This window comes from Sphingomonas edaphi (genome assembly GCF_003583725.1).
In the GTDB taxonomy this organism is placed as follows: domain Bacteria; phylum Pseudomonadota; class Alphaproteobacteria; order Sphingomonadales; family Sphingomonadaceae; genus Sphingomicrobium; species Sphingomicrobium edaphi.
The window spans coordinates 24,648-44,753 of the sequence record NZ_QXTF01000005.1; the positions used below are offsets into that span (position 1 = coordinate 24,648).

The 20,106-nt window shown below is 63.0% G+C and carries 18 protein-coding genes; 7 read left to right on the plus strand and 11 right to left on the minus strand.

Going from position 1 to position 20,106, the window contains the following annotated elements; translation table 11 throughout:
- Positions 1-17 precede the first annotated feature (17 nt).
- The 3 genes from D3M59_RS11485 to D3M59_RS11495 are packed head-to-tail and all read right to left on the minus strand — an operon-like array spanning position 18 to position 3,722.
- A complete protein-coding gene (locus tag D3M59_RS11485) occupies positions 18-1,685 on the minus strand; it encodes a dipeptidyl-peptidase 3 family protein (RefSeq protein WP_119533823.1) in 1,668 nt (555 codons plus the stop codon).
- Positions 1,686-1,743: 58 nt separating this feature from the next.
- Entirely contained in the window at positions 1,744-2,547 is an 804-nt protein-coding gene (locus tag D3M59_RS11490) for a LytR/AlgR family response regulator transcription factor (RefSeq protein ID WP_119533824.1), read from the minus strand.
- Positions 2,544-3,722, minus strand: coding sequence for a sensor histidine kinase (locus tag D3M59_RS11495; protein ID WP_119533825.1), 1,179 nt, complete (start codon positions 3,720-3,722; stop codon positions 2,544-2,546). The genes D3M59_RS11490 and D3M59_RS11495 overlap by 4 nt, the downstream gene beginning before the upstream one ends.
- 124 nt (positions 3,723-3,846) lie before the next feature.
- Between D3M59_RS11495 and D3M59_RS11500 the strand changes: the two genes are divergently transcribed.
- The 3 genes from D3M59_RS11500 (at position 3,847) to D3M59_RS11510 (ending at position 8,778) form a co-directional block, all read left to right on the plus strand.
- Entirely contained in the window at positions 3,847-4,437 is a 591-nt protein-coding gene (locus D3M59_RS11500) for an HD domain-containing protein (protein WP_119533826.1), read from the plus strand.
- A 24-nt stretch (positions 4,438-4,461) separates the two neighbouring features.
- Positions 4,462-6,363, plus strand: coding sequence for a M1 family metallopeptidase (locus D3M59_RS11505; RefSeq protein ID WP_233543246.1), 1,902 nt, complete (start codon positions 4,462-4,464; stop codon positions 6,361-6,363).
- Between the two features lie 81 nt (positions 6,364-6,444).
- Entirely contained in the window at positions 6,445-8,778 is a 2,334-nt protein-coding gene (locus tag D3M59_RS11510) for a putative bifunctional diguanylate cyclase/phosphodiesterase (protein ID WP_119533827.1), read from the plus strand.
- A 3-nt stretch (positions 8,779-8,781) separates the two neighbouring features.
- Here D3M59_RS11510 and D3M59_RS11515 read toward each other — a convergent pair whose 3' ends face one another.
- The 3 genes from D3M59_RS11515 to D3M59_RS11525 all read right to left on the minus strand — a co-directional run bounded on the left by D3M59_RS11515 (position 8,782) and on the right by D3M59_RS11525 (position 12,110).
- A complete protein-coding gene (locus tag D3M59_RS11515; protein WP_119533828.1) occupies positions 8,782-9,123 on the minus strand; it encodes a hypothetical protein in 342 nt (113 codons plus the stop codon).
- A 2-nt stretch (positions 9,124-9,125) separates the two neighbouring features.
- A complete protein-coding gene (locus tag D3M59_RS11520; protein ID WP_119533829.1) occupies positions 9,126-11,525 on the minus strand; it encodes a PAS domain S-box protein in 2,400 nt (799 codons plus the stop codon).
- Positions 11,526-11,594: 69 nt separating this feature from the next.
- On the minus strand, positions 11,595-12,110 hold the full coding sequence (locus D3M59_RS11525) for a flavin reductase family protein (protein ID WP_233543247.1): 516 nt from the start codon (positions 12,108-12,110) through the stop codon (positions 11,595-11,597).
- A gap of 185 nt (positions 12,111-12,295) precedes the next feature.
- Here D3M59_RS11525 and D3M59_RS12140 point away from each other — a divergent pair, with 185 nt between their 5' ends.
- Entirely contained in the window at positions 12,296-12,454 is a 159-nt protein-coding gene (locus D3M59_RS12140; protein WP_158582020.1) for a hypothetical protein, read from the plus strand.
- Here D3M59_RS12140 and D3M59_RS11530 read toward each other — a convergent pair.
- Positions 12,451-13,254 carry a phenylalanine 4-monooxygenase gene (locus D3M59_RS11530; RefSeq protein ID WP_119533831.1) on the minus strand — a complete coding sequence of 268 codons (804 nt, stop codon included), beginning with the start codon at positions 13,252-13,254 and terminating at the stop codon, positions 12,451-12,453. The genes D3M59_RS12140 and D3M59_RS11530 overlap by 4 nt on opposite strands.
- 174 nt (positions 13,255-13,428) lie before the next feature.
- Positions 13,429-13,719 carry a 4a-hydroxytetrahydrobiopterin dehydratase gene (locus D3M59_RS11535; RefSeq protein WP_119533832.1) on the minus strand — a complete coding sequence of 97 codons (291 nt, stop codon included), beginning with the start codon at positions 13,717-13,719 and terminating at the stop codon, positions 13,429-13,431.
- Positions 13,720-13,787: 68 nt separating this feature from the next.
- Between D3M59_RS11535 and hppD the strand changes: the two genes are divergently transcribed.
- The 3 genes from hppD (at position 13,788) to paaD (ending at position 16,658) form a co-directional block, all read left to right on the plus strand.
- Positions 13,788-14,882 carry a 4-hydroxyphenylpyruvate dioxygenase gene (gene hppD / locus D3M59_RS11540; protein WP_119533833.1) on the plus strand — a complete coding sequence of 365 codons (1,095 nt, stop codon included), beginning with the start codon at positions 13,788-13,790 and terminating at the stop codon, positions 14,880-14,882.
- Positions 14,883-15,018: 136 nt separating this feature from the next.
- Entirely contained in the window at positions 15,019-16,221 is a 1,203-nt protein-coding gene (gene pcaF / locus D3M59_RS11545) for a 3-oxoadipyl-CoA thiolase (RefSeq protein ID WP_119533834.1), read from the plus strand.
- Positions 16,221-16,658, plus strand: a complete 438-nt coding sequence (paaD, locus tag D3M59_RS11550) for a 1,2-phenylacetyl-CoA epoxidase subunit PaaD (RefSeq protein ID WP_119533835.1) — start codon at positions 16,221-16,223, stop codon at positions 16,656-16,658. The genes pcaF and paaD overlap by 1 nt, the downstream gene beginning before the upstream one ends.
- On the opposite strand, the gene D3M59_RS11555 is transcribed toward paaD, so the two are convergent.
- Genes D3M59_RS11555 through D3M59_RS11565 form a run of 3 tightly spaced genes read right to left on the minus strand, consistent with a single transcriptional unit; the run spans position 16,655 to position 20,051 of the window.
- Positions 16,655-17,569: a chorismate synthase gene (locus tag D3M59_RS11555; RefSeq protein ID WP_119533836.1), complete on the minus strand. Its 915-nt coding sequence runs from the start codon at positions 17,567-17,569 to the stop codon at positions 16,655-16,657. The genes paaD and D3M59_RS11555 overlap by 4 nt on opposite strands.
- On the minus strand, positions 17,566-18,861 hold the full coding sequence (aroA, locus tag D3M59_RS11560) for a 3-phosphoshikimate 1-carboxyvinyltransferase (protein ID WP_119533837.1): 1,296 nt from the start codon (positions 18,859-18,861) through the stop codon (positions 17,566-17,568). The genes D3M59_RS11555 and aroA overlap by 4 nt, the downstream gene beginning before the upstream one ends.
- Entirely contained in the window at positions 18,858-20,051 is a 1,194-nt protein-coding gene (locus tag D3M59_RS11565) for a 3-deoxy-7-phosphoheptulonate synthase (protein ID WP_119533838.1), read from the minus strand. Before D3M59_RS11565 ends, aroA begins: the two co-directional genes overlap by 4 nt.
- Positions 20,052-20,106: the final 55 nt, after the last annotated feature.

The window sequence follows — 20,106 nt, forward strand, 5'->3', positions numbered from 1 at the left end:
TCCTTGCGGTGCGGCCGTCAGATCCGGTCCGGGTAGACCGGCCGGATATCCACGGGAATGTCCTTCATCGTATCGATGACTTGCTGCGCTTCGGGGTCGAGAACCGCCCACTTGTCGAGAAACGCCTTGGTTCCAGCATAATCGCCATTGCCCTGCAGCCGAACGATCGCTCCGACCAGGTCGCGAATTGCGGAATCGATCTTGGCTTCGTCGATCCGGAACCGCTTCGCCTGTGCGTCCCACACGATGCCGCCGCGGTCGCGAAGGAAACGATACTGCATCGCCGCGCCCTTGCCGTGCGCCTCGCCGGTACCGAACCGCATCGCACGGAAAAGCCCGGCCACATAAGTCGCGCGAATCTGCTTCTTCTCCGCAGCCGGAAGCACGCCCTTGTCCATCATATAGAGGATGTTCCAAGCGCCCATGACATCAGCTTTCGCCTCTTCGAAGCCCGAACTGATTTCCTTCAGCTCCTTGTCGACCGTTGTCGTGCGCCCGTTAACGACGATCGATCCCGGCCCCAAGCTGTGGGACAGTTCGTGGAACAGCGTTTCAAGGAACATATATTTCTTGGTCACGTCGCCGGACTGTTCCGTTACCAGCGTCAGGCTCGCCATCGGGGCCAAGATGCGCTCATATTTCGCGCCTAGCACATTACGAAGGATAACCTTCTTCGCACCCTTGGCCTCGCGAACCCGCTCGTCGTTGGGCAGGTTGAACGCGACGGTCTGGATGCCCGGGACATTATCGCCACCCCCCTTAATCTGATCCGCGACCGCAATTGGCGATTCGAAGCCGCGCTGGAAGTTCTTGTAGCTTTCCTCAACCGGAAGGTTGGCCTCCATGTCGCGCAAATGGCCCTTGTAGACGTCCAGCGCCGACGATTCCTTCGGGTCCTTCAAGGTCAAAAAGCTCTCGAACGCAGTCTTCCGGCCATAAAGCTCGTCGGTGTAGACCTCATACGGGCCGATCGCGATTTCGATCGGCGTGTCCTTCAGGTCCATCCAGGCGAGTTCCGACTGGAAATAGTCGTCGGTGCGGAAGGCCTGTGCGCGAAGGGACAGGAATTTCTGAAGCGAGGGATTCCTCGTCTTCGCCGCGGCCTGCTCGAGCAGCTTCGCTGCGGGCTCCAGCCACTGCTTATACTCGACCGAATAGGGCACCGCGACTAGCTTGTCCCCCTGCCGCTTCACGACGGTATAAGGGTCGGTCAGCTTCGCTACTTCTTCCGGATGCGCTGCCAGATATTTGTCAAACTCGGCCTTGGTTAGATCCGCCGGATAAAAGCCCGCGCCCGCCGGCTTTGGCTTTCCGCCGAAGAACGCCTCTCCGTCATTGACCGGATCCCACGGGCCGAAAAACGCGTCGAACCGCTCGAACAGCGCTAGATCATTCTTCGCCACCACCTCGGCACGAAGCTTGTCGTAATCGGGCGTCGACTGCCTTTTATAGATTTCGCTCATCAAGTTCGATGCCTGGATAAGCAAGTTGACGACTTCTTTCTCCTCCGCGCTGAGGTAGCCGGTGTCGGTCGTCATCTCGATCCGCGCTAGCTTGGACAGCCCGTCCGCGCCGGGCGCTTCGGCGGACACGGCGTTGCCCTCCGCCTGTTTCGATACTTCGCAGCCCGAAAGCGCGATCATGGACAGGGCGGAGGCGGCGGCGAGCCAGGAAAACTTCGTCATCGGCAGTCCTTAATCGAGGAGTCGCGGCGGACTCCAGCGCGCTTCGACGAGCAGCGGATCAGTGGACGAAGCGCGCCACCACGTCGCGATAGCTGCGCGACACCTTCACCTGGGCGCCGCTGTCCAGCACTAAGAAACACTCGCCGTTGGTGTGCGGCTTCACCTGCCGCACGAGGTCGAGGTTGACGATCGTCGAGCGGTGCACGCGCTGGAAGCGGCGTGGGTCGAGCCGCTTTTCCAAGTCCTTCATCGTCTCGCGAAGGATCAGCGTGTTGTCGCCGGTCTGGATGCACATGTAATCGCCGGCAGCATCGATCCGTTCGATCGTGTCCACGTCGACGCGGAAAATCTGCCCCTGATCACGGATGTTGATCATCTTCTCGAAGCGGTTGGACGCCGGGCCTTCGGAAGACGCATCGGCCAGTTCTTCGGCCGCCTCCGGCGCATGTTCGGCCAGCGCTTCCTTCAGCCGCTCGGCTTCCTCGGCGCCGCGCTTCTCCGTCAGGCGCTGCCGGACACGGTCGAGCGTTGCCGCCAGCCGGTCCTCTTCGACCGGCTTCATGAGGTAATCGACCGCCTGCGCCTCGAATGCGCGCAGCGCATGCTCGTTATACGCGGTAACGAACACGAACAGCGGCGGTTCGACCTCCATCATCCCCGAAATCACCGAAAAACCGTCGAACCCCGGCATTTGGATGTCGAGGAAGACTAGGTCGGGCTTGTGCGTCTTAATCGCGCGGATCGCCTCTCGGCCGTTGGCGGCGGTTGCGACCACTTCTACGTCGTCGTGCGCCTCCAGACGGAGGCGCAGGCCCTGCGTAGCCAGCGGCTCGTCGTCGACGAGGATTGTTCGGATGGTCATTGCTCGTCCTTCTGGTCGGTATCTAGCGGAATTTCGATGATAACGCTGAACCCCCCATGTTCGTTCGTTCGGGTCGCAAATCCATGGGCCGGTCCATAGGCCTGCGCCAGACGGTCCTGAATGTTCGCCAGTCCGACTCCGGTCGACTGAGCATCGATCGGTGCGGCCCCCGGCCCCGGCCCACTGTCGGCTACCTCGATCCGCACGGCCCGTCCCTCGCGCCGCGCGGTGACCCATATATCGGCCCCGTTCTCTGCCGGGGTTACGGCATATTTGATCGCATTCTCGATTAGTGGCTGGAGCAGAAGCGAGGGCAGTCGCGCCCCGATCGTGTCCCCCTCGATCTTGAAATGCGGGCGGAGCCGGTCTTCGAACCGCATCTTCTCGATCTCGAGATAGAGCTTCAGGGTCTCCACCTCCTGTACCAGCGTCACCTTGGCAGTCGGCTCGTTGACCAGCGTGTAGCGAAGGAAGGAGGACAGCCGGGACAACATAGCATTGGCCCGCTCCGTCTGCTTCAGTAGCACCAGGGTCGAAATGCTGTTGAGCGTATTGAACAGAAAGTGCGGGTTCAGCTGATAGCGCAGCATGGCCAGCTGCGCCGAGCTTGCTTGGCTTTCCAGCTGCGAGCGCTGGTCGATTTCCTCCTCCAGCAGCAGATAATAGTTGATGCCGTAATAGAGCGCAGACCACGCCGCGAGGATCGAGAAATCGAGGATGATCGCGCCGAAGAACTGCATCCCCGCCGGCTTGAATTCTGGGTTGATGAAGGTCGCCAGACTCCACGTTTCGATGAAGGAAAATGCGGCAGCGGCGATGACGACGGTGAACAGGCTGATTGCCACAGTCCACAACGCGCGCATGACGATTAACCGCCGGTACAGAGACGCCATTAGCAGCGTCAGCGAATAGCCTGTGGCCGTCAGCAGAAGCGTGTGGACGACGAACATCGCGCCCAGCGAGTTCGCGAGACCGGAAATGGTTCTCAGGAAGAAGAAACCGGTCCAGCCGATCGACTGCAGGACCCAGAAGGCGCGATTCTTGTCGTCGAAGAACGGCCGGTCGAGCCCGACCCCCGCGAGGAAGGGACGCGCCGGCCCCTTGTTGTTGCGGGCGGCGGGCACGTGACCCTGCGCAGCAGCCTCCGCCAGAGCGCGGACGCTATCGCTCGCCATTATCGCCCTTCACTGCTGTGAGTGGTTGCATTGGCGCGATATAGGCCGCCAGCCCGCATCCGCCTAGGCTTGGCGTCCGCCGTCCGACGGGTCTAAGGTGCAACCGAGCCAAGGAGTGCCGAGGATGAACAGCGACGCGCCGCGCGCCACCTTCCGATCGATGGAGGAGTCGACCGCGCAGGATTGGGCCGCCATTGGCCAGCAGTTCGCGCCGTTCGCCGCCAACCTGCCTGACCGAGTGCTCGCCCACCTGAAACTGCTCGACGGCGACTATGGCGGTTTCCCGATCGACCGGCTGCAGCACAGCCTGCAAACCGCGACCCGCGCCCATCGCGCCGGGGAGGGCGAAACCTATGTCGTCGCTGCGTTGCTGCACGACATCGGGGACACGCTAGGCAGCTACAACCACCCCGATATTGCCGCCGCCATCCTCAAGCCGTTCGTCGATGAAAAGACCCATTGGATCGTCGAGCATCACGGCATCTTTCAGGGATATTATTTCTTTCACTATCTCGGCATGAACCGCGACATGCGCGAGGCGTTTCGCGGGCATAAGCATTTCGAGGATACGACGCGCTTCTGCGAGCTCTATGACCAAGCGGCATTTGATGCATCCTACGACAGCGCGCCGCTCGAATTTTTCGAACCGATGGTCCGCCGCGTCCTCTCGCGGCCGATTAACACAGTCTATAAGGCGGTCGGCGAAGCAGCCTGAGCGCATTCAATCCCGGAGAGTGATTTGACCATTCGTCCCCTGGTTGCCGCCGCAGCGGCCATCCTGCTAATGTCTTGCGAGTCTGGTACCGCCCCTGCTCCGGCGGCACGGGATGCCGCCGTGGCGCCAATCCTAGATACGCCCGACGCGATGGACATCCACAGCTACGCCAAGCCCTTGGAAGCGCGGGTCACGAATATCGATCTCGACCTCGCGGTCGATTTCAACGCCAAGCAGGTCGGTGGAACAGCTACGCTGGATATCCAGGCCAAGCCGGGCGCGAAGGAAATCATCCTCGACGACAAGGGGCTGGAGATCGAGGCTATCACCGACGAAGCGGGCCAGCCGTTGCCCTACAAGGTGGGCGCGAACGACGAGAATCTCGGTGCGCCGCTGGCGATCCAGATGGGCGACAAACGCAAGGTCGTCATCCGCTACAAGTCGGCGCCGGATGCCGGCGCGCTTCAGTGGCTGACACCCGAGCAGACTGCGGGCAAGAAGCATCCCTTCCTGCTCAGCCAGGGCCAGTCGATCGAAAATCGCAGTTGGATTCCGACCCAAGATTCACCGGGCATCCGCCAGAGCTGGAAGGCTAAGATCAAGGTTCCGGCGCCGCTAACCGCCGTGATGAGCGCGCCGCGCATCGGGGAACCGGTGTCCGAAGGCGACACGCGCACCTTCACTTTCGCGATGGAGCATCCGGTGGCGCCTTACCTGATCGCAATCGCCGTTGGCGACCTTGCCTTCCGCGACCTCGGCCCGCGCACCGGCGTCTGGGCGGAACCGGTCACGGTTGAAAAGGCGGCTGCCGAGCTGGCCGACACCGAGAAGATGGTTGACGCGGCCGAGGATCTCTATGGTCCCTACAAGTGGGGCCGTTACGACATGCTCGTCCTGCCTCCGTCCTTCCCGTTCGGCGGCATGGAAAACCCGACGCTGACCTTCCTAACTCCGACCTTCATCGCCGGCGACAAGAGCCTTGTCAGCCTTGTCGCCCATGAGCTCGCGCACAGCTGGTCGGGTAACCTTGCGACCAACGCGACTTGGGCCGATTTCTGGCTCAACGAGGGGATGACGACCTACGCCGAGCGCCGGATCATTGAGAAGGTCTATGGGCCGAAGGTCGCGGCGCAGCAGGTCGCACTCGGCCTAGACGCGATGAACAAGGCAATTGAAGACAATGGCGGAATCACGGGCGCGGACACGCGCTTGCACATTGACCTGAAGGGCCGCCATCCCGACTCGGGTTTGACCGATATTGCCTATGAAAAAGGCGCGGCATTCCTGCGCACGATCGAGACAATCGTGGGCCGCGAGAAGTTCGACGAGTGGCTCAAGGGCTGGTTCAGCCGCCACGAGTTCCAGCCGGTAACGACGAGCATCTTCCTGGCCGACATTCGCGAAAATCTGATCAAGGGCGACCAGTCGCTGGAACAACGGCTGATGCTCGATCAGTGGGTCAACCAGTCGGGCATCCCGTCGAACATCGCCAAGGCCGATCCGCAGGCGTTCGCCGAGGTAGACGCGGCCGTCGAATCGTTCGAGAGCGGCACGCTGCCCAGCGCAAACTGGGCCAAGTGGACGACCGACGAACGGCTCCGCTTCCTCAACAAGATCGACCCCGACCAGCCTGCCGAGCGGCTCGCTGCGCTCGACAATGCCTTCAATCTTTCTCGAGCGGGAAACAACGAGTTGCGCTTTGCCTTCCTGACACTGGCGGTTGCGAATCGGTTCGCTCCCGCGGTGCCGGCACTCGAGGAGTTTCTGACCATGCAGGGGCGCCGTAAATTCGTCCGGCCGCTGATCACTGCGCTCGCCGAAGATGCGCAATGGGGTCGCCCAATTGCGGTCCGGGTCTATGCCAAGGCACGGCCCGGCTATCATCCTGTCACGACCCGCGACCTGGATAAGCTGGACCTGCTTTAAGAATAAAAGTGACCCGCTTTTTAACCGCGAAGTAACGGTCGTCCGGTTATTTGCTGGCCTTCAAGCCAGACGGATGACCGGATGTACGAGGCTCCAGACCGTTACAAGCGTATGATTTCAGCGCGCCTGCCCGACGGCGAATCGCTGGGCGTGACGTCGCAAGAAGCGGACGGCAGTAGCCCGCTGCGCGATGCGCAGTTGATCGCACGCGGCCAGTTCGCGCCCTTCTTCGCTGCCGCGAACAGCGTTGCCGCCATTCTGATGGCAATGATTCTGTTCGGCCATGTGCCAGCGCACTATCTGCTCGGATGGACCGCCGCGGTCGTCGCAACCAATCTTGGTGCGATGCAGGTCGCCCGCACACAGGCCGTTACCCATGTCGGCCGTTCGGGCCGCAAGCTGCCGAAATGGCTGATGGTCGGCGACATCATTGCCCGCGCCGTGGTTTGGCTGTCGCTCCCCATCCTCGCCTTCCCTGCCCTCGCTCCGGAAAGCCAGACGGTGGCCGCGACCCTGATCGCTGGCCTCGGCATCGCCGCGCTTGGGCTCGTCGTGGTCCCGGCCTGCGTGACGGCGTGGATGGCGCTCTTTACGGCGGGACTCAGCTATACGTTGCTGGTCGGCCGAAACGGCGTCCTTTTCGATAATATGCTGGCCATTCTCTTCACGCTCGGCGTGGCGATAGTGGGAGTGCTGACCGTTGCCCGCTGGGCCTTCGGCCAGCTCAAGACCAATGCCGACTATGGATCGCAATCGGAAAGCGCGAGCCTGTTGCTGCAGGAGTATGAGCAGCGCGGTGTGGGCTGGCTGTGGCAGGTCGATAGCGAAAACCGCGTTACCTATATCTCCAGCCGCATGAGCGCGCTCCTCGGCCGCCCGGCCGGCCAGCTGCTAGGTCATTCACTGCCTGCTCTATTGGGTGGCCATGCTGAACTTGGCCGCGTCCTGCTTGCCAAGCAGCCCTTCAATGCACTCGAGATGGAACTGAAAACCGCGCGCGGCGAGCGCTGGATTTCGATCGCCGGCGACCCTATCGTCGACACGGCCGGACGCTTCGAAGGTTTCCGCGGCGTCGGCAGCGACATCACCGAAATCCGCCACACGCAGGAACGCCTGACGCATCTTGCCAACGTCGACGTCCTTTCCGGTCTCCCCAACCGTGGCCGCGTACGTCAGCTATTGGGCGAAGCATTGCGCGGCGCGACGAGCAGTAATGTCCCCTGCGCGATTATGTTTCTCGACCTTGATGGCTTCAAGCCGGTCAACGACACATTTGGCCACCCGAAGGGCGACGCCGTTCTGCAGGCCGTGGCGAAGCGGCTGTGCGACCAAGTTGGGCCCGACGGGCACGTCGGCCGCATGGGCGGCGACGAATTCGCCATCGTGCTGACGGACGCCCAGTCGCGCCACAAGGTGGAGCAGCTGGCCGAAGGAATCATCCGCTCGATCGCCGAGCCTTATCTCATCGACCAGACCGAAATCCGAATCGGCGTGTCCATCGGCTGCGCGTTCGGCCCAATCGACGGGGCGACCGTGGACGACCTGATCCTCAAGGCCGACCTTGCGCTCTACGAAGCGAAGGGTGCCGGCCGCGGCGTGGTTAAATATTTCTCCTCGGAACTGCAGACTGAGCAGGACGACCGGGTACGACTGGAAACCGACCTGCGCGGCGCCATCGCCGCCAAGCAGTTTCACCTCGTCTACCAGCCGCTGGTCAACGCCAAGACGCAGAAGCTCGTTGGATTCGAAGCGCTCATTCGCTGGAACCATCCGCAGCGCGGCTTTGTGCCGCCGAACGTGTTCATTCCGGTCGCTGAAGAAAGCGGCCTGATGCCGATCATTGGCGAATGGGTCATCGAAGAGGCTTGCCGAACCGCCGCCACCTGGCCCGAGCCGATCACCGTCGCGCTGAACATCAGCCCGAAGCAGATTATCCTGCCGGCCCTGCCCAACGTTGTAAGCCAAGCGCTGGCCCGCTTCAAACTGCCCGCGAATCGGCTGGAGTTGGAAGTCACCGAAGGCGTGTTCCTCGGCGACAATGGCGCCACGCTAGACGTGCTTCGCCGCCTCCGCGCACTCGGCGTCGGCATCGCGCTCGACGATTTTGGCACCGGCTATTCGTCGATCGGCTATCTAAACAAGGCCGTCTTCCACAAGCTCAAGATCGACGGAAGCTTTGTTCGCGAAGCTGGATCGCGGCCCGAGAACGTCGCGATCATCCAGTCGATCGTCCAGCTAGCCAAGTCGTTCCGCATGTCGATTACTGCCGAAGGTGTGGAAACGGCGGAAGATTTCGAGCGGATGCGCGACCTCGGTTGCGACACGATCCAGGGCTATTTGTTCGGCCGCCCCCTGTCGTACGACCGCGCTAACCAGATGGTGATGGGCCTCGGCGCGAAGCGGATGGCAGGCTGACGATCAGTATCGAGCGCGGATAAATTCCAGCGCGGCGCCATATTCGCGCAGGCTGACCCGTCCGTCCCGATCCGCATCTGCCACGTCGCGAAAACTCTCCGCGGCCGCAGCCGCCTCGAAGGAGGTAAGCCAGCCGTCATGGTTGCGGTCGTGAATGCGTAGCGCCCAGCTTTTGAGCAGCGGCTCGCGGTCGAACAGTTCGTTGGCCCGCGGATTGACGCTTGCGTGCTGAACCGGCGCGGTCTGCGCCGCAGCACCGAGGCTCACCATGAGCAACCCCGCGAGCAGAACCGATTTCAGCATCACGTCACCTCCCTGACTGAACACCGCTGAAACGTCCGGCATCGTCAGGAAGTTGCGAGCGCGTCCCTTACCGCTTCGTCCAGCACGGTCGCCCTGAACGGCTTCGGCAGGATTTCCGCGTCCGGCGCCACCTTCCGGATCGCGTCGGTCTCGCTATAGCCGGAAACGAACAGGATGCGCTGGCCCGGCTTGGTCGCCCTAATGTGCGCGGCCACTTCTGCCCCCGACAGGCCCGGCATGACGAAGTCCAAGATGACAAGGTCAGGCGCGACCTCCGCGAAACGGTCGATCCCCTCGCGCCCATCGGCGGCTTCGACCACCTCATGACCGTATTCTTCCAGGCTGGCGGCGATGAACTGGCGGACATCGTCGTCGTCGTCGATCACCAGGATCGTCGCCTTGCCCTGCTGACGGCGGAGCATGTCGCCGGTCTCGCCATTGCTCAGCGGCACTTCGGCGTCCCGCGTCGCCCGGCGGAAATAGAGCTTCACCGTCGTGCCGACGCCCGGCTCGCTTTCGATCCGCGCCGTGCCGCCCGATTGGCGCGTCATGCCATAGACCATCGACAGACCAAGCCCGGTGCCCTTGCCCACCTCCTTGGTTGTGAAAAAGGGCTCGATCGCACGCGCCAGCACCTCCGGCGTCATCCCTTCCCCCGTGTCCGAGATGGAAAGCTCGACATAATGGCCGGGCTCCAGCTCCGGATCGTCGCTGATCCGCCGCCGCCGACTGCTGATGGTCAACGTGCCGCCCTCGGGCATTGCGTCGCGAGCGTTGATCGCGAGGTTCAGCACCGCGACTTCCAACTGCGTCGGGTCGGCCATGACCGGCATCAGGTGCGGGTCTAGGTCGAACACCTTTTCAATGCCGGGTCCCAGCACATTACGCAGCAACGGCCGCATCTCTTCAATCAGTGGCGCGACATAGGTTGGCTTGACCTCCAGTCGCTGGACCCGGCTGAACGCCAGCAGCTGGGCGGTCAGCCTCGCCCCCCGTTCCGCCGCGGACAGCGCATTCGTCGCGTAGCGCAGCAGCTTTTCGTCCTCGACCCGCTTGGTGATGAGGTCGAGGCCGCCAACGACCACCGTTAGCAAATTGTTGAAGTCGTGCGCGATTCCGCCGGTGAGCTGGCCGAGCGCTTCCATCTTCTGCGCCTGCCGGAGCTGGTCCTGCGTCGATTTCAGCTCGGTGATGTCGCGGCCTTCGCCCAGCAGGAACATCGGCTTCCCGTCGTCGCCCATCACCGGCTTCATCGAAACGATCAGGCTGGCCTGACCGCCGACAGTGTCGATCTGCATCTCGGCGGTGGCGGTTGCGCCGCCAGCCGCCTGTCCGACAAGTTGCCGAAGTTTTTCCTGGCTTTCCGGATGACCGCTGAACGGCCCGATCTCCCACGGATGCTTGCCGACGACCTGTTCAGGAGTGAGCCCAAGCGAATCCAGCGCCGATCGGTTGACCTCGACGTAACGGCCATCGAGGTCGAGCAGCCCGATCATCTCCAGCGCGGAATCGAACAGCGCCCGCACCCGCGCTTCGCTTTCGCCAAGCGCCGCAGTCCGCGCTGCGACCTGCGCCTTCAACTCGCTCTCCGCATCCTTTTCCGCGGTCACGTCGGAACCCACGCCGATAAATCCAACCAGCTCACCGTCAGGTCCGAAGCGAGGCTGCGACACGGATCTCAGCCAGCGATATTCGCCGTCCGCCCGCCGATAGCGCGCTTCCAGCGTGAATCGCTTCAGGCTTGCTTCGCCGGCGATGCTTTCGGCCACGACGCGCTCGGCGTCATCCGGGTGGATAGCGGCGCGCCAATCGAACTGGCAGGCGTCCTTGACGTCCAAGCCCACGAACTCGGCATAGGCTTCGTTGACAAAGTCGCGTGACCGGTCGAGCCGGCTGACCCACATCAGCGCCGGGGCGCTGTCGGCGATGCGGCGGAACCTTGCCTCGCTTTCCCGAAGCGACCGCTCCGCCGCACGCTGCTCGGTCACGTCCTGGATCAGCAGCACGACGCCCTCGACGGAACCGTCGGCCCCGCGCTGCGGCACATATTCGGACTGCACGGCTAGAGGACCACGCGTCGGGTGATCAAAATTCGCCGCGAACCATTGCCGCTCCCCGGCAAGCGCCGCCCGGATCATCGGTTCACGAGATTTGTACGCTTCCTCGCCCAGCACGTCGCGCATCGACCGTCCAAGTACCTGGCGGCGCGGCATGCCAAGCCAATCGGCCAGCGCGCGATTGACGAACAAATAACGTTGCCCGGAATCGAGATAGGCGATCAGGACCGGCAGCGCGTCGGCGATCGCCAACATGCGCCGGAAATCCAGCACCCCGACCAGGTTGCCGGTCTGGTCCCCGATTGCCCCACCCGGCGACTGCCGCCCCGCGGCTTTACTGCCGCGAGCCCTGCCCCCTGGCGACTCGATTTTCCCCCGGTCAGCCATGCGCGAACGCTGCCGTTTTTTTCACGTTAAGTCACGCACCTGTAGATCGGTCAGCGCGGCGATACTCAGCTAATCGAAGTGCAGACGGCGGTAGCTGCCCCGGAAATAGAGCAGCGGATCGAGGCCGGGTTCGAACGTCGCCTTCACAACTTCACCGACCAATATGAAATGGTCGCCGCCCTCGTGGATCGCATGCCGCCGGCATTCGAATACCGACAGCGAATCCATTAGTACGGGCGCGCCATGCTCGCCTTCGCTCCACTCGGTGCAGCCGAACCTGTCCTCGACGCGCGTTGAAAAAGTGATTGACGCGGGCCGTTGGCCGGTCTGCAGGACATTGACCGCGAAATGCTCGGCTGCGCTCAGAGGTCCAGCGCTTGCCGCCGACTTGGCGACGCAAACCAGCAACAGCGGCGGGTCGAGGCTCAGCGATGTGAAGCTGTTGGCGGTCAGCCCGACCGGGCTCCCGTCCTCGTCAATGCAGGTAACGACGGTGACACCTGTCGCGAAGCAGCCCAGCGCATCGCGCAGCGTGCGCGGATCAGAGCCGGTTCGATATTCGCGTGCTACCGGGGTTTCATTCATGCCAGCGCGCATAGCGGTCGCACCCCTGCCCTGTCACCCCGCGAGGATCGATGCAGGTACCGAAGGCGATCGTCACCGCTCCGTTCATTAACCAGGACTATCGACGAACGGGCAGCGACCGTCGTTGAGCCGTGGCACCCGATCGGCTCCCCGATAGTTTTTCATAAAAATCATCGGGTTGCCTCATGGAAGACGATTTCACCACCGACCCTCATGCAGAGGTCGAAGAGCTGAGTGCGGAATTGAAGATCGGGCTGCGCAACTGCCAGGCGCTGGTTGACGATTATCGTGCCATGCTGTCCGGCGTTGGTGAACCTTCGCCGGACGATCTCGCGTCCCGCTAAAGCCCGCGGCGACCTAGCGAGGCCTGGTTGCTCAAGGCCATCAACGCGTCAAGGTCGACCGATTCCAGCTCCGTTGCGACGCCCTCAAGAGAGTCGGACACGAAGTAAAGCGGCTGGAAACAGTCGTTCCGGTATGGCGTGCCTGCGGCATCGGGCAACGTGAAGCGGGGTCGCGGGACGTCTGCTTCCAATGCGAAATGCGCCTCGCCGAAGCTGGACGCCAAACCTGCGCCAAGGATTTTGACCTCGCCGCTCTCGCGGGCAAGACCGAACTCCACCGAGTGCCAGTAAAGGCGGCTCACCTGCTCGCCATGCCCCGCAGCAATGGCGGACCCGCCAAGTCGTCCCATCGCTTCCATTAGCCGGGCGACATGCCGGTTCGTGAGCATCGGCACATGACCGAAAATGTCGTGGAAGCAGTCTGGCTCCTCCAGATAATCGAGGCTGTCGGTGGACCGGATAAAGTTGCCGATCGGGAAGTGGCGATCCGCCAGCATGTCAAAGAAGGCGTGGTCCGGCACGATGCCCGCTACCGATACCAGCCGCCAGCCCGTCATCGCTTCCAGCCGGTCACTGAGCGCTTCAAGCTCGGGGATTCCCCCGTCGCCCAGTCCCAGCCCTTCCAGTCCATCAAGGAATGGCCGGACGATCCGGTCACCCAGATAAGGCAGCTGCCGTTTGTACAACCTGTCCCATACGCGATGGTCGTCGGCCGTGAACCGGGCCCACTCCTGTGGCACTAGCTGCTGGTGCCACGAGGCAGGGGCGCTTCCGGCAATGGGTGGCTGGGGATTGAACATCGAACGATCCTTTCGGACAAAGAAAAACCCCGCCGAAGCGAGGCTTGGCGGGGCAGTGGTTCCCTAAAGCTGGACGTAACTGGCCTCAGCAGGTCCCCACCGCGTATCGATAATAGGGGGCCGCAGCCGAACGTAGCGTCGGCGAAACACGAGAAAGGGCGGTTGGGGCAATCATTACGCTTCCCCTATTCCACCCGCCGCCTGAACGCCAGATGGCCGCGCCAGCCGGTCGATGACCTCGGCTAGCGCCGTATCGCGACCGGTGACCCCGTCAGCGTCATGCGTGGTCAGCCGGAAATGGAGGCGATTCCAGGCGCTGGTGAATTCCGGGTGATGGTCGGCTTTCTCAGCATGGAGCGCGACGCGCGTGAGAAAGGCGAACGCTTCGGAAAAATCCTTGAAACGGAACGATTTTTCGATCGCCTTGCCGTCGTCGCTGGTCGTCCAGCCGTCGGGAATGTCCATCCCGGCGTCCTACGCCTTGCAATGGCGAGGCGGCAAGCGCAGATGGGCGGCGCAAAGGAGACATAACCATGGCCACCGCCGCCCCTTCCATCGAGCTCGGCCCGTTGGGCCTCGAGAATCCGATGGGCACCGACGGTTTCGAATTCGTCGAATATGCCGCGCCCGATCCAGAGCTTCTGCGCTCGCTTTTCGCCAAGATGGGCTTCCCGGCCGTCGCGAAGCACAAGCGGAAGGACGTCACCCTTCATCGCCAAGGCGACATCAACTTCATCATCAACGCGGAAAAAGACAGCTTTGCCGAGCAGTTCGCCAAGGATCATGGTCCGTGCGCCTGCGCGATGGCCTTCCGGGTGAAGGACGCCAGGGCCGCCCATGCCCGCGCGCTCGAACTCGGCGCAACCGACGTGAAAGGAGATGTCGCGGAAGGCGAGCTCGACATTCCGGCGATCGAGGGCATCGGCGGCTCCCGCCTCTATTTCGTAGACCGCTACGGTCACAAGGGCACCATCTACGATGTCGATTTCGACTTTCTGCCCGATGCGAATGAACAGGAGGCAAGCCACGCCAGCCACCTCACCTATCTCGATCACCTGACCCACAACGTGAATCGCGGGCGGATGAGCTTCTGGGCCGAGTTTTATGAGCGTCTCTTCAACTTCAAGGAAATCCGCTACTTCGACATCGAAGGAAAGGTCACCGGCCTCTTCTCCAAGGCAATGACGTCGCCCTGCGGCAAGATCCGGATTCCCTTAAACGAGAGTCAAGACGACAAAAGTCAGATCGAGGAATTCCTGCGCGAATATAAGGGCGAAGGCATCCAGCACATCGCGCTCGGCAGTGACGACATCTACAAGACGGTCGATATCCTGCGTGATCGTGGCATTCCGTTCCAGGACACGCCCGACACTTATTACGAACTGGTCGACGAGCGGGTGAAGGGCCATGGCGAGCCGACCGCCGAACTCGAAAAGCGCCGCATCCTGATCGACGGTGCGCCTACCGAGGGTCAAGGCCTGCTGCTGCAGATTTTCACCCAGAACGTGATCGGCCCGATCTTCTTCGAAATCATCCAGCGCAAGGGCAACGAAGGATTCGGCGAAGGCAATTTCAAGGCGCTGTTCGAAAGCATCGAGCTCGACCAGATGCGTCGAGGGGTCATTTGAGCATCGCCGAGTGCAAGCGGAACGGAGCAAAGCGAGTGCAGCTTGTTCGAGAGAGGACGCACCGCGAACGGCCTGCGCGCGTCGCGAGACAGGACCGACGGCGCGACTTCTCTTCGGGCCGGAGTAGGGTTGCCGAATGACCGACGCCTTCATCTGCGACGCTATCCGGACGCCCATCGGCCGCTACGCCGGGGCGCTGAAAGACGTCCGGCCGGACGATCTCGCTGCCATCCCGCTGCGCGCCCTGAAAGAGCGCAATCCTGGCGTGGACTGGGCGGCGCTCGACGATGTCATCCTCGGTTGTGCCAACCAGGCGGGAGAGGATAATCGCAACGTGGCCCGTATGGCGGCGCTGCTCGCGGGCCTCGGCGACACCGCGCCTGGAACCACAGTCAATCGCCTGTGCGGATCGGGTCTCGACGCGGTCGCAATGGCTGCACGCGCGATCAAGGCAGGCGAAGCCAATTTGATGATCGCCGGGGGCGTCGAAAGCATGACCCGCGCGCCGTTCGTTATGCCCAAGGCGGAAAGTGCCTTTGGCCGCGCCAATGCCATCTATGACACGACCATCGGCTGGCGCTTCGTCAACAAGCAGCTCAAGGCCGAGTTCGGCATCGATTCCATGCCCGAAACGGCCGAAAACGTTGCCGACGAGTTCCAAATCAGCCGCGACGACCAGGACCGCTTCGCCGCCGAGAGCCAGCGCCGCGCCGCCGCTGCCCAAGCCAATGGCCGCCTTGCTGCCGAAATCGTCCCGGTGATGATTCCGCAACGCAAGGGCGATCCGGTGGTCGTCGACCGTGACGAGCATCCGCGCGAAACCAGCGTCGACAAGCTCGCAGCGCTGAAGCCCATCGTCCGCGAGGGCGGGTCGATCACCGCTGGCAACGCCAGCGGCGTCAACGACGGCGCTGCCGCGCTGATCATCGCGTCGCGCAAAGCCATCGAACGCTATGGCCTCACGCCTCGCGCTAAAGTCCTCGGAGCCGCGGTAGCGGGTGTCCCGCCGCGCATCATGGGCATTGGCCCGGCCCCGGCCAGCCTCAAGCTGCTGGAGCGGCTCGGACTCACTATCGGTGACATCGACATCGTCGAACTGAATGAAGCCTTTGCCGCGCAGGGTCTGGCCGTCATGCGCCAGCTCGGACTTGCCGACGACGCCAGCCATGTAAATCCGAACGGGGGCGCGATCGCCCTCGGCCATCCGCTCGGGATGTCTGGCGCACGCCTCGCCCTGACCGCGACCGAGGAACTGCAGCGCAGCGGATCGAACCGAGCGATCGCCACCATGTGCATTGGGGTCGGCCAGGGGATCGCGCTGGCGCTGGAGCGGGTGTAATGGATCCGGCCGCCATCTGGTCCGTGCTGGAAGGCGTTCCCGATCCCGAAATCCCGGCACTATCGATCGTCGACCTTGGCATCGTCCGCGCCGTCCACGACGGCAAGGTCGTGATTACCCCAACCTACTCCGGCTGCCCCGCGACGCAGGTGATCGAACAATCGATCCGCGAAGCGCTTAACGCGTCGGGCTTTAGCACGGTCGCTATCGAAACGGTCTTGTCGCCGCCCTGGACGACCGACTGGATCAGCCAGGTCGGCCGCGAGAAGCTTGCCGCCTACGGTATCGCGCCGCCCGACCCGGCAAAGACCGCCACCTGTCCTCGCTGCGGATCAGCCAATACAGAAGAAATTAGCCGCTTCGGTTCCACGCCGTGCAAAGCCCAGTGGCGTTGCCGCGACTGCTTGGAACCCTTTGACCGCTTCAAGTGCCACTAGCCGCACTGGCCACGGTGCAGCAGCTTTTGGTCGGCCAGGACCAGCGCCACCATCGCCTCGACCACCGGCGCCCCGCGAATTCCTACACAGGGGTCATGCCGACCGCCGATTCCAATGCTCGAGGTTGGTTTGAAGGCCAGACGGATCACGATCGGCTGTCCGGTCGAAATCCCCCCATCGATGCCACTTGTGCGCGTAGCATCCAGGCTTTCTTTCCCCCTTGCGCGGCCCGCCGCAAAGCCCTCGCCGATCTCCACGCCCTTGACCGCGTTGATCCCCATGCATGCCCCGGCCAGCTCGGCGTCTAGCTTGGCATAGACCGGGGCTCCCCATCCGGCGGGCACACCCGTCGCCACGCATTCGATGACCGCGCCAAGGCTGTCGCTATGGGCCCGCGCCTGATCGAGCATCGCCGCCCAGCGCGCTTCGTCGGCCTCTCCACCGATTTCTACGACGCGCGCCGTAATTTCGACTTCAGGGATCACCAGCCGCGCAACCGACCCGCCTGCGACCCGCATTGCCGTCTCCCGCGCCGATGCACGGCCACCGCCTCGCGGATCGCGAAAGCCATATTTTGTATCGTAAGTAAAATCGGCATGCCCCAGCCGATGCGGCGCATCCTTCGGGTAATCTGCGCTGCGAGCATCGACATTGTCGATCATCATCGCGATCGGCGTACCGGTTGTCCGGCCATCATACACGCCCGACAGGATTCGAACGCGGTCTGGCTCTTGCCGAGGCGAGACCATCGTCGAAGTGCCCGGCCGCCGAAGGTCCAGCAACCGCTGCACCTGGGCATCATCCAGCGTCAGACCCGGAGGACAACCATCGACCACGCAGCCGATTGCCGGCCCATGGCTTTCGCCCCAAGTCGTCAGCCGAAAAAGGTGTCCGAAGCTGTTGATGCTCATTCGATATCAGCCCCGATGCCGCGCATCGTATCAGTGAAGTCCGGAAAACTGGTGGCGATCATCGCCGCCTCGTCAACCTCCACCGGATTGCTCGCACCAAGCCCGAGCATGAGGAAGGCCATCGCAATCCGGTGATCGCCGTGCGTCGTAATGCGCGCGCCGCCCCGCGCGCGGCCGCGACCGAAAATGCGTAGAGCGTCCCCATCGGCAAGAGCCACCACGCCGCAGGCAGTCAGCCCGGCCACAATCCTACCAAGCCGATCGCTTTCTTTCACTCGAAGTTCCGACAGGCCCTCGATGACGCTTTCCCCGTCCGCGAAGGCGCAGGCAACCGACAGCGCAGGGATCTCGTCGATCATGGCCGAGATGCGGTCGGCGCGGACGTGGCACGCGCGAAGCGGCGCGTAGCGCAGCCGGATGTCTGCGACGATCTCGCCCGACTGGATCCGCTCGTTGGACAATTCGATATCCGCACCCATGGACTCCAGCGTTTCGTACAGCCCGGTCCGCAGCGGATTGACGAGCATCCCCCTCACCAACACGTCCGACCCAGGAGCAATGGCCGCCGCGACGAGCGGGAAGGCGGCGGATGAGGGATCGGCGCCTATGGTCAGATCGCAACCGAGAAGACGCCTTTGATTACCAAGGGTAATGACCCAGCCGCCGGGCGTGTCGTCGACGCTGACCGGGCAACCGAAGGCCGCCAGCATGATTTCGGTATGGTCCCGGCTCGGCACCGGCTCGACGATGCGAACCGGAGCATTGGTCGACAGTCCGGCGATCAAGACCGCTGACTTCACCTGCGCCGATGGCGGGACGTTGCGATGCTCGATACCGCCCAGCCGCCCGCCATGAACGCTTAGCGGCAGCCGGTCGCCGCCATCGATGCGCGCCCCCATTTGCACCAGCGGTCCGGTCAAGCGGGCCATCGGCCGCGACGACAAGGAAGAATCGCCGGTGACGGTCGCGGAGACACCCGGCATGCTGGAAAGTGCACCGATTAGCAGACGTGCCGACGTGCCGCTATTGCCGCAGTCAACAGCATCGGCTGGCGTCGACCATTGACCACCGTTCACGACCCATTCGCCTTTCCCGCACTTTTCAATCTGTACGCCCAAGGCCCGCAGGGCGGCTATTGTGGATAGGACGTCGCTGCTTTCCAGGAGGCCGCGAATCCGGGTTTTCCCGTCTGCAATCGCACCCAGGATTAGAGCGCGATGGGAACAACTTTTGTCGCCGGGGATCGATACCTCGCCGGTCAGGGCACGACACGGTCTCGCAACAAGGTTCAAGCAAGCAGTTCCGCGACATGGGCGGCCAAGTCGACGGCCTGCCGTGCATTGAGTCTTGGATCGCAGGCAGTCAGCCAGTTTTTTTCCAGCTCGTCGATCGACGCCGGTCCCCGCCCGCCGATGCACTCGGTTACGTCAAGTGCGCTCATTTCCAAGTGGATGCCGGCGCCGTGGATGCACTCTGCGCGGGTAATTGCGAAAAAGGCGTCAATCTCGGCCAGGATGTCAGGTAGTCGCCGGACCTTACGCTTGCCGCTTATCGACGTGTTCCCGTGCATCGGATCGATGGTCCAGACAACCGACCGGCCCTCGCGCTGCAAGGCCCGCAGCAAAGGCGGCAGCGCATCCGCAATTTGCCGTGCGCCGAACCGCCCAATCATCACCAGCTTACCGGGTCGGTTGCGCGGGTCGAGGCGATCGACCAACCGCACTAGCTCGTCGCCGCCGAGATCCGGACCACATTTCACGCCAACTACATTCTCGATACCGCGAAGATGTTCGACATGGGCGCCGTCAACCTGCCGCGTCCGGTCGCCAAGCCACAGCATATGACCTGACGTCGCCCACCAGCGCCCCGATGGATCGCGCCGTGTCAGCGCCTCTTCATACGGGAGCAGCAGCGCTTCGTGGCTCGTATAAATTGGCGAGGCTGCATCCCGCATAGCCGCTAGGCTGGCCGCCGTTCCGACCGACTGCATGTGCGCCCTGATCATCCGGCCCGGGTCGGCGCGGCGTGCAGTGGCATCGAAGGTAATCCCGTTGACGATGTCGCCGCGATAGGCAGGGAGCACCACGCCGTCATGCTCTTCGGTAGACGCGCTGCGCGGCTTCGCAAACTGGCCGGCGATCCTCGCCACCTCAATTAGCGGCCCGCCGATCGCGGGCGACAAGACCTCAGCCATGGCGTCGAAAAGTCCAGTGATCCCGGCAACCTGCTCGGCAACCGGATCATCAAAGCTCTCCGCACAATCTCCGCCTTGCAGCAAGAAGCCGCTGCCCCCGGCCAGACCGGCCATCCGGTCGCGCAGACGCCCGCAATCCTCGCTGGAGACGACTGGCGCCGCGCCCGACAGTCGCGCTTCGACACTTCGAACTACGAACTCATCGGCATAGGGCGGCATCTGGCGCACCGGCCGGGTTCGCCAGCTCGCAGGAAACCAGCCATCGTTGGAGACCAAGGTCGCGCTCATCGGTTGGCGCTCTAGCGTAACCTGCCAAGCTTGGGGAGAGCGCGTGGGCGTTAAC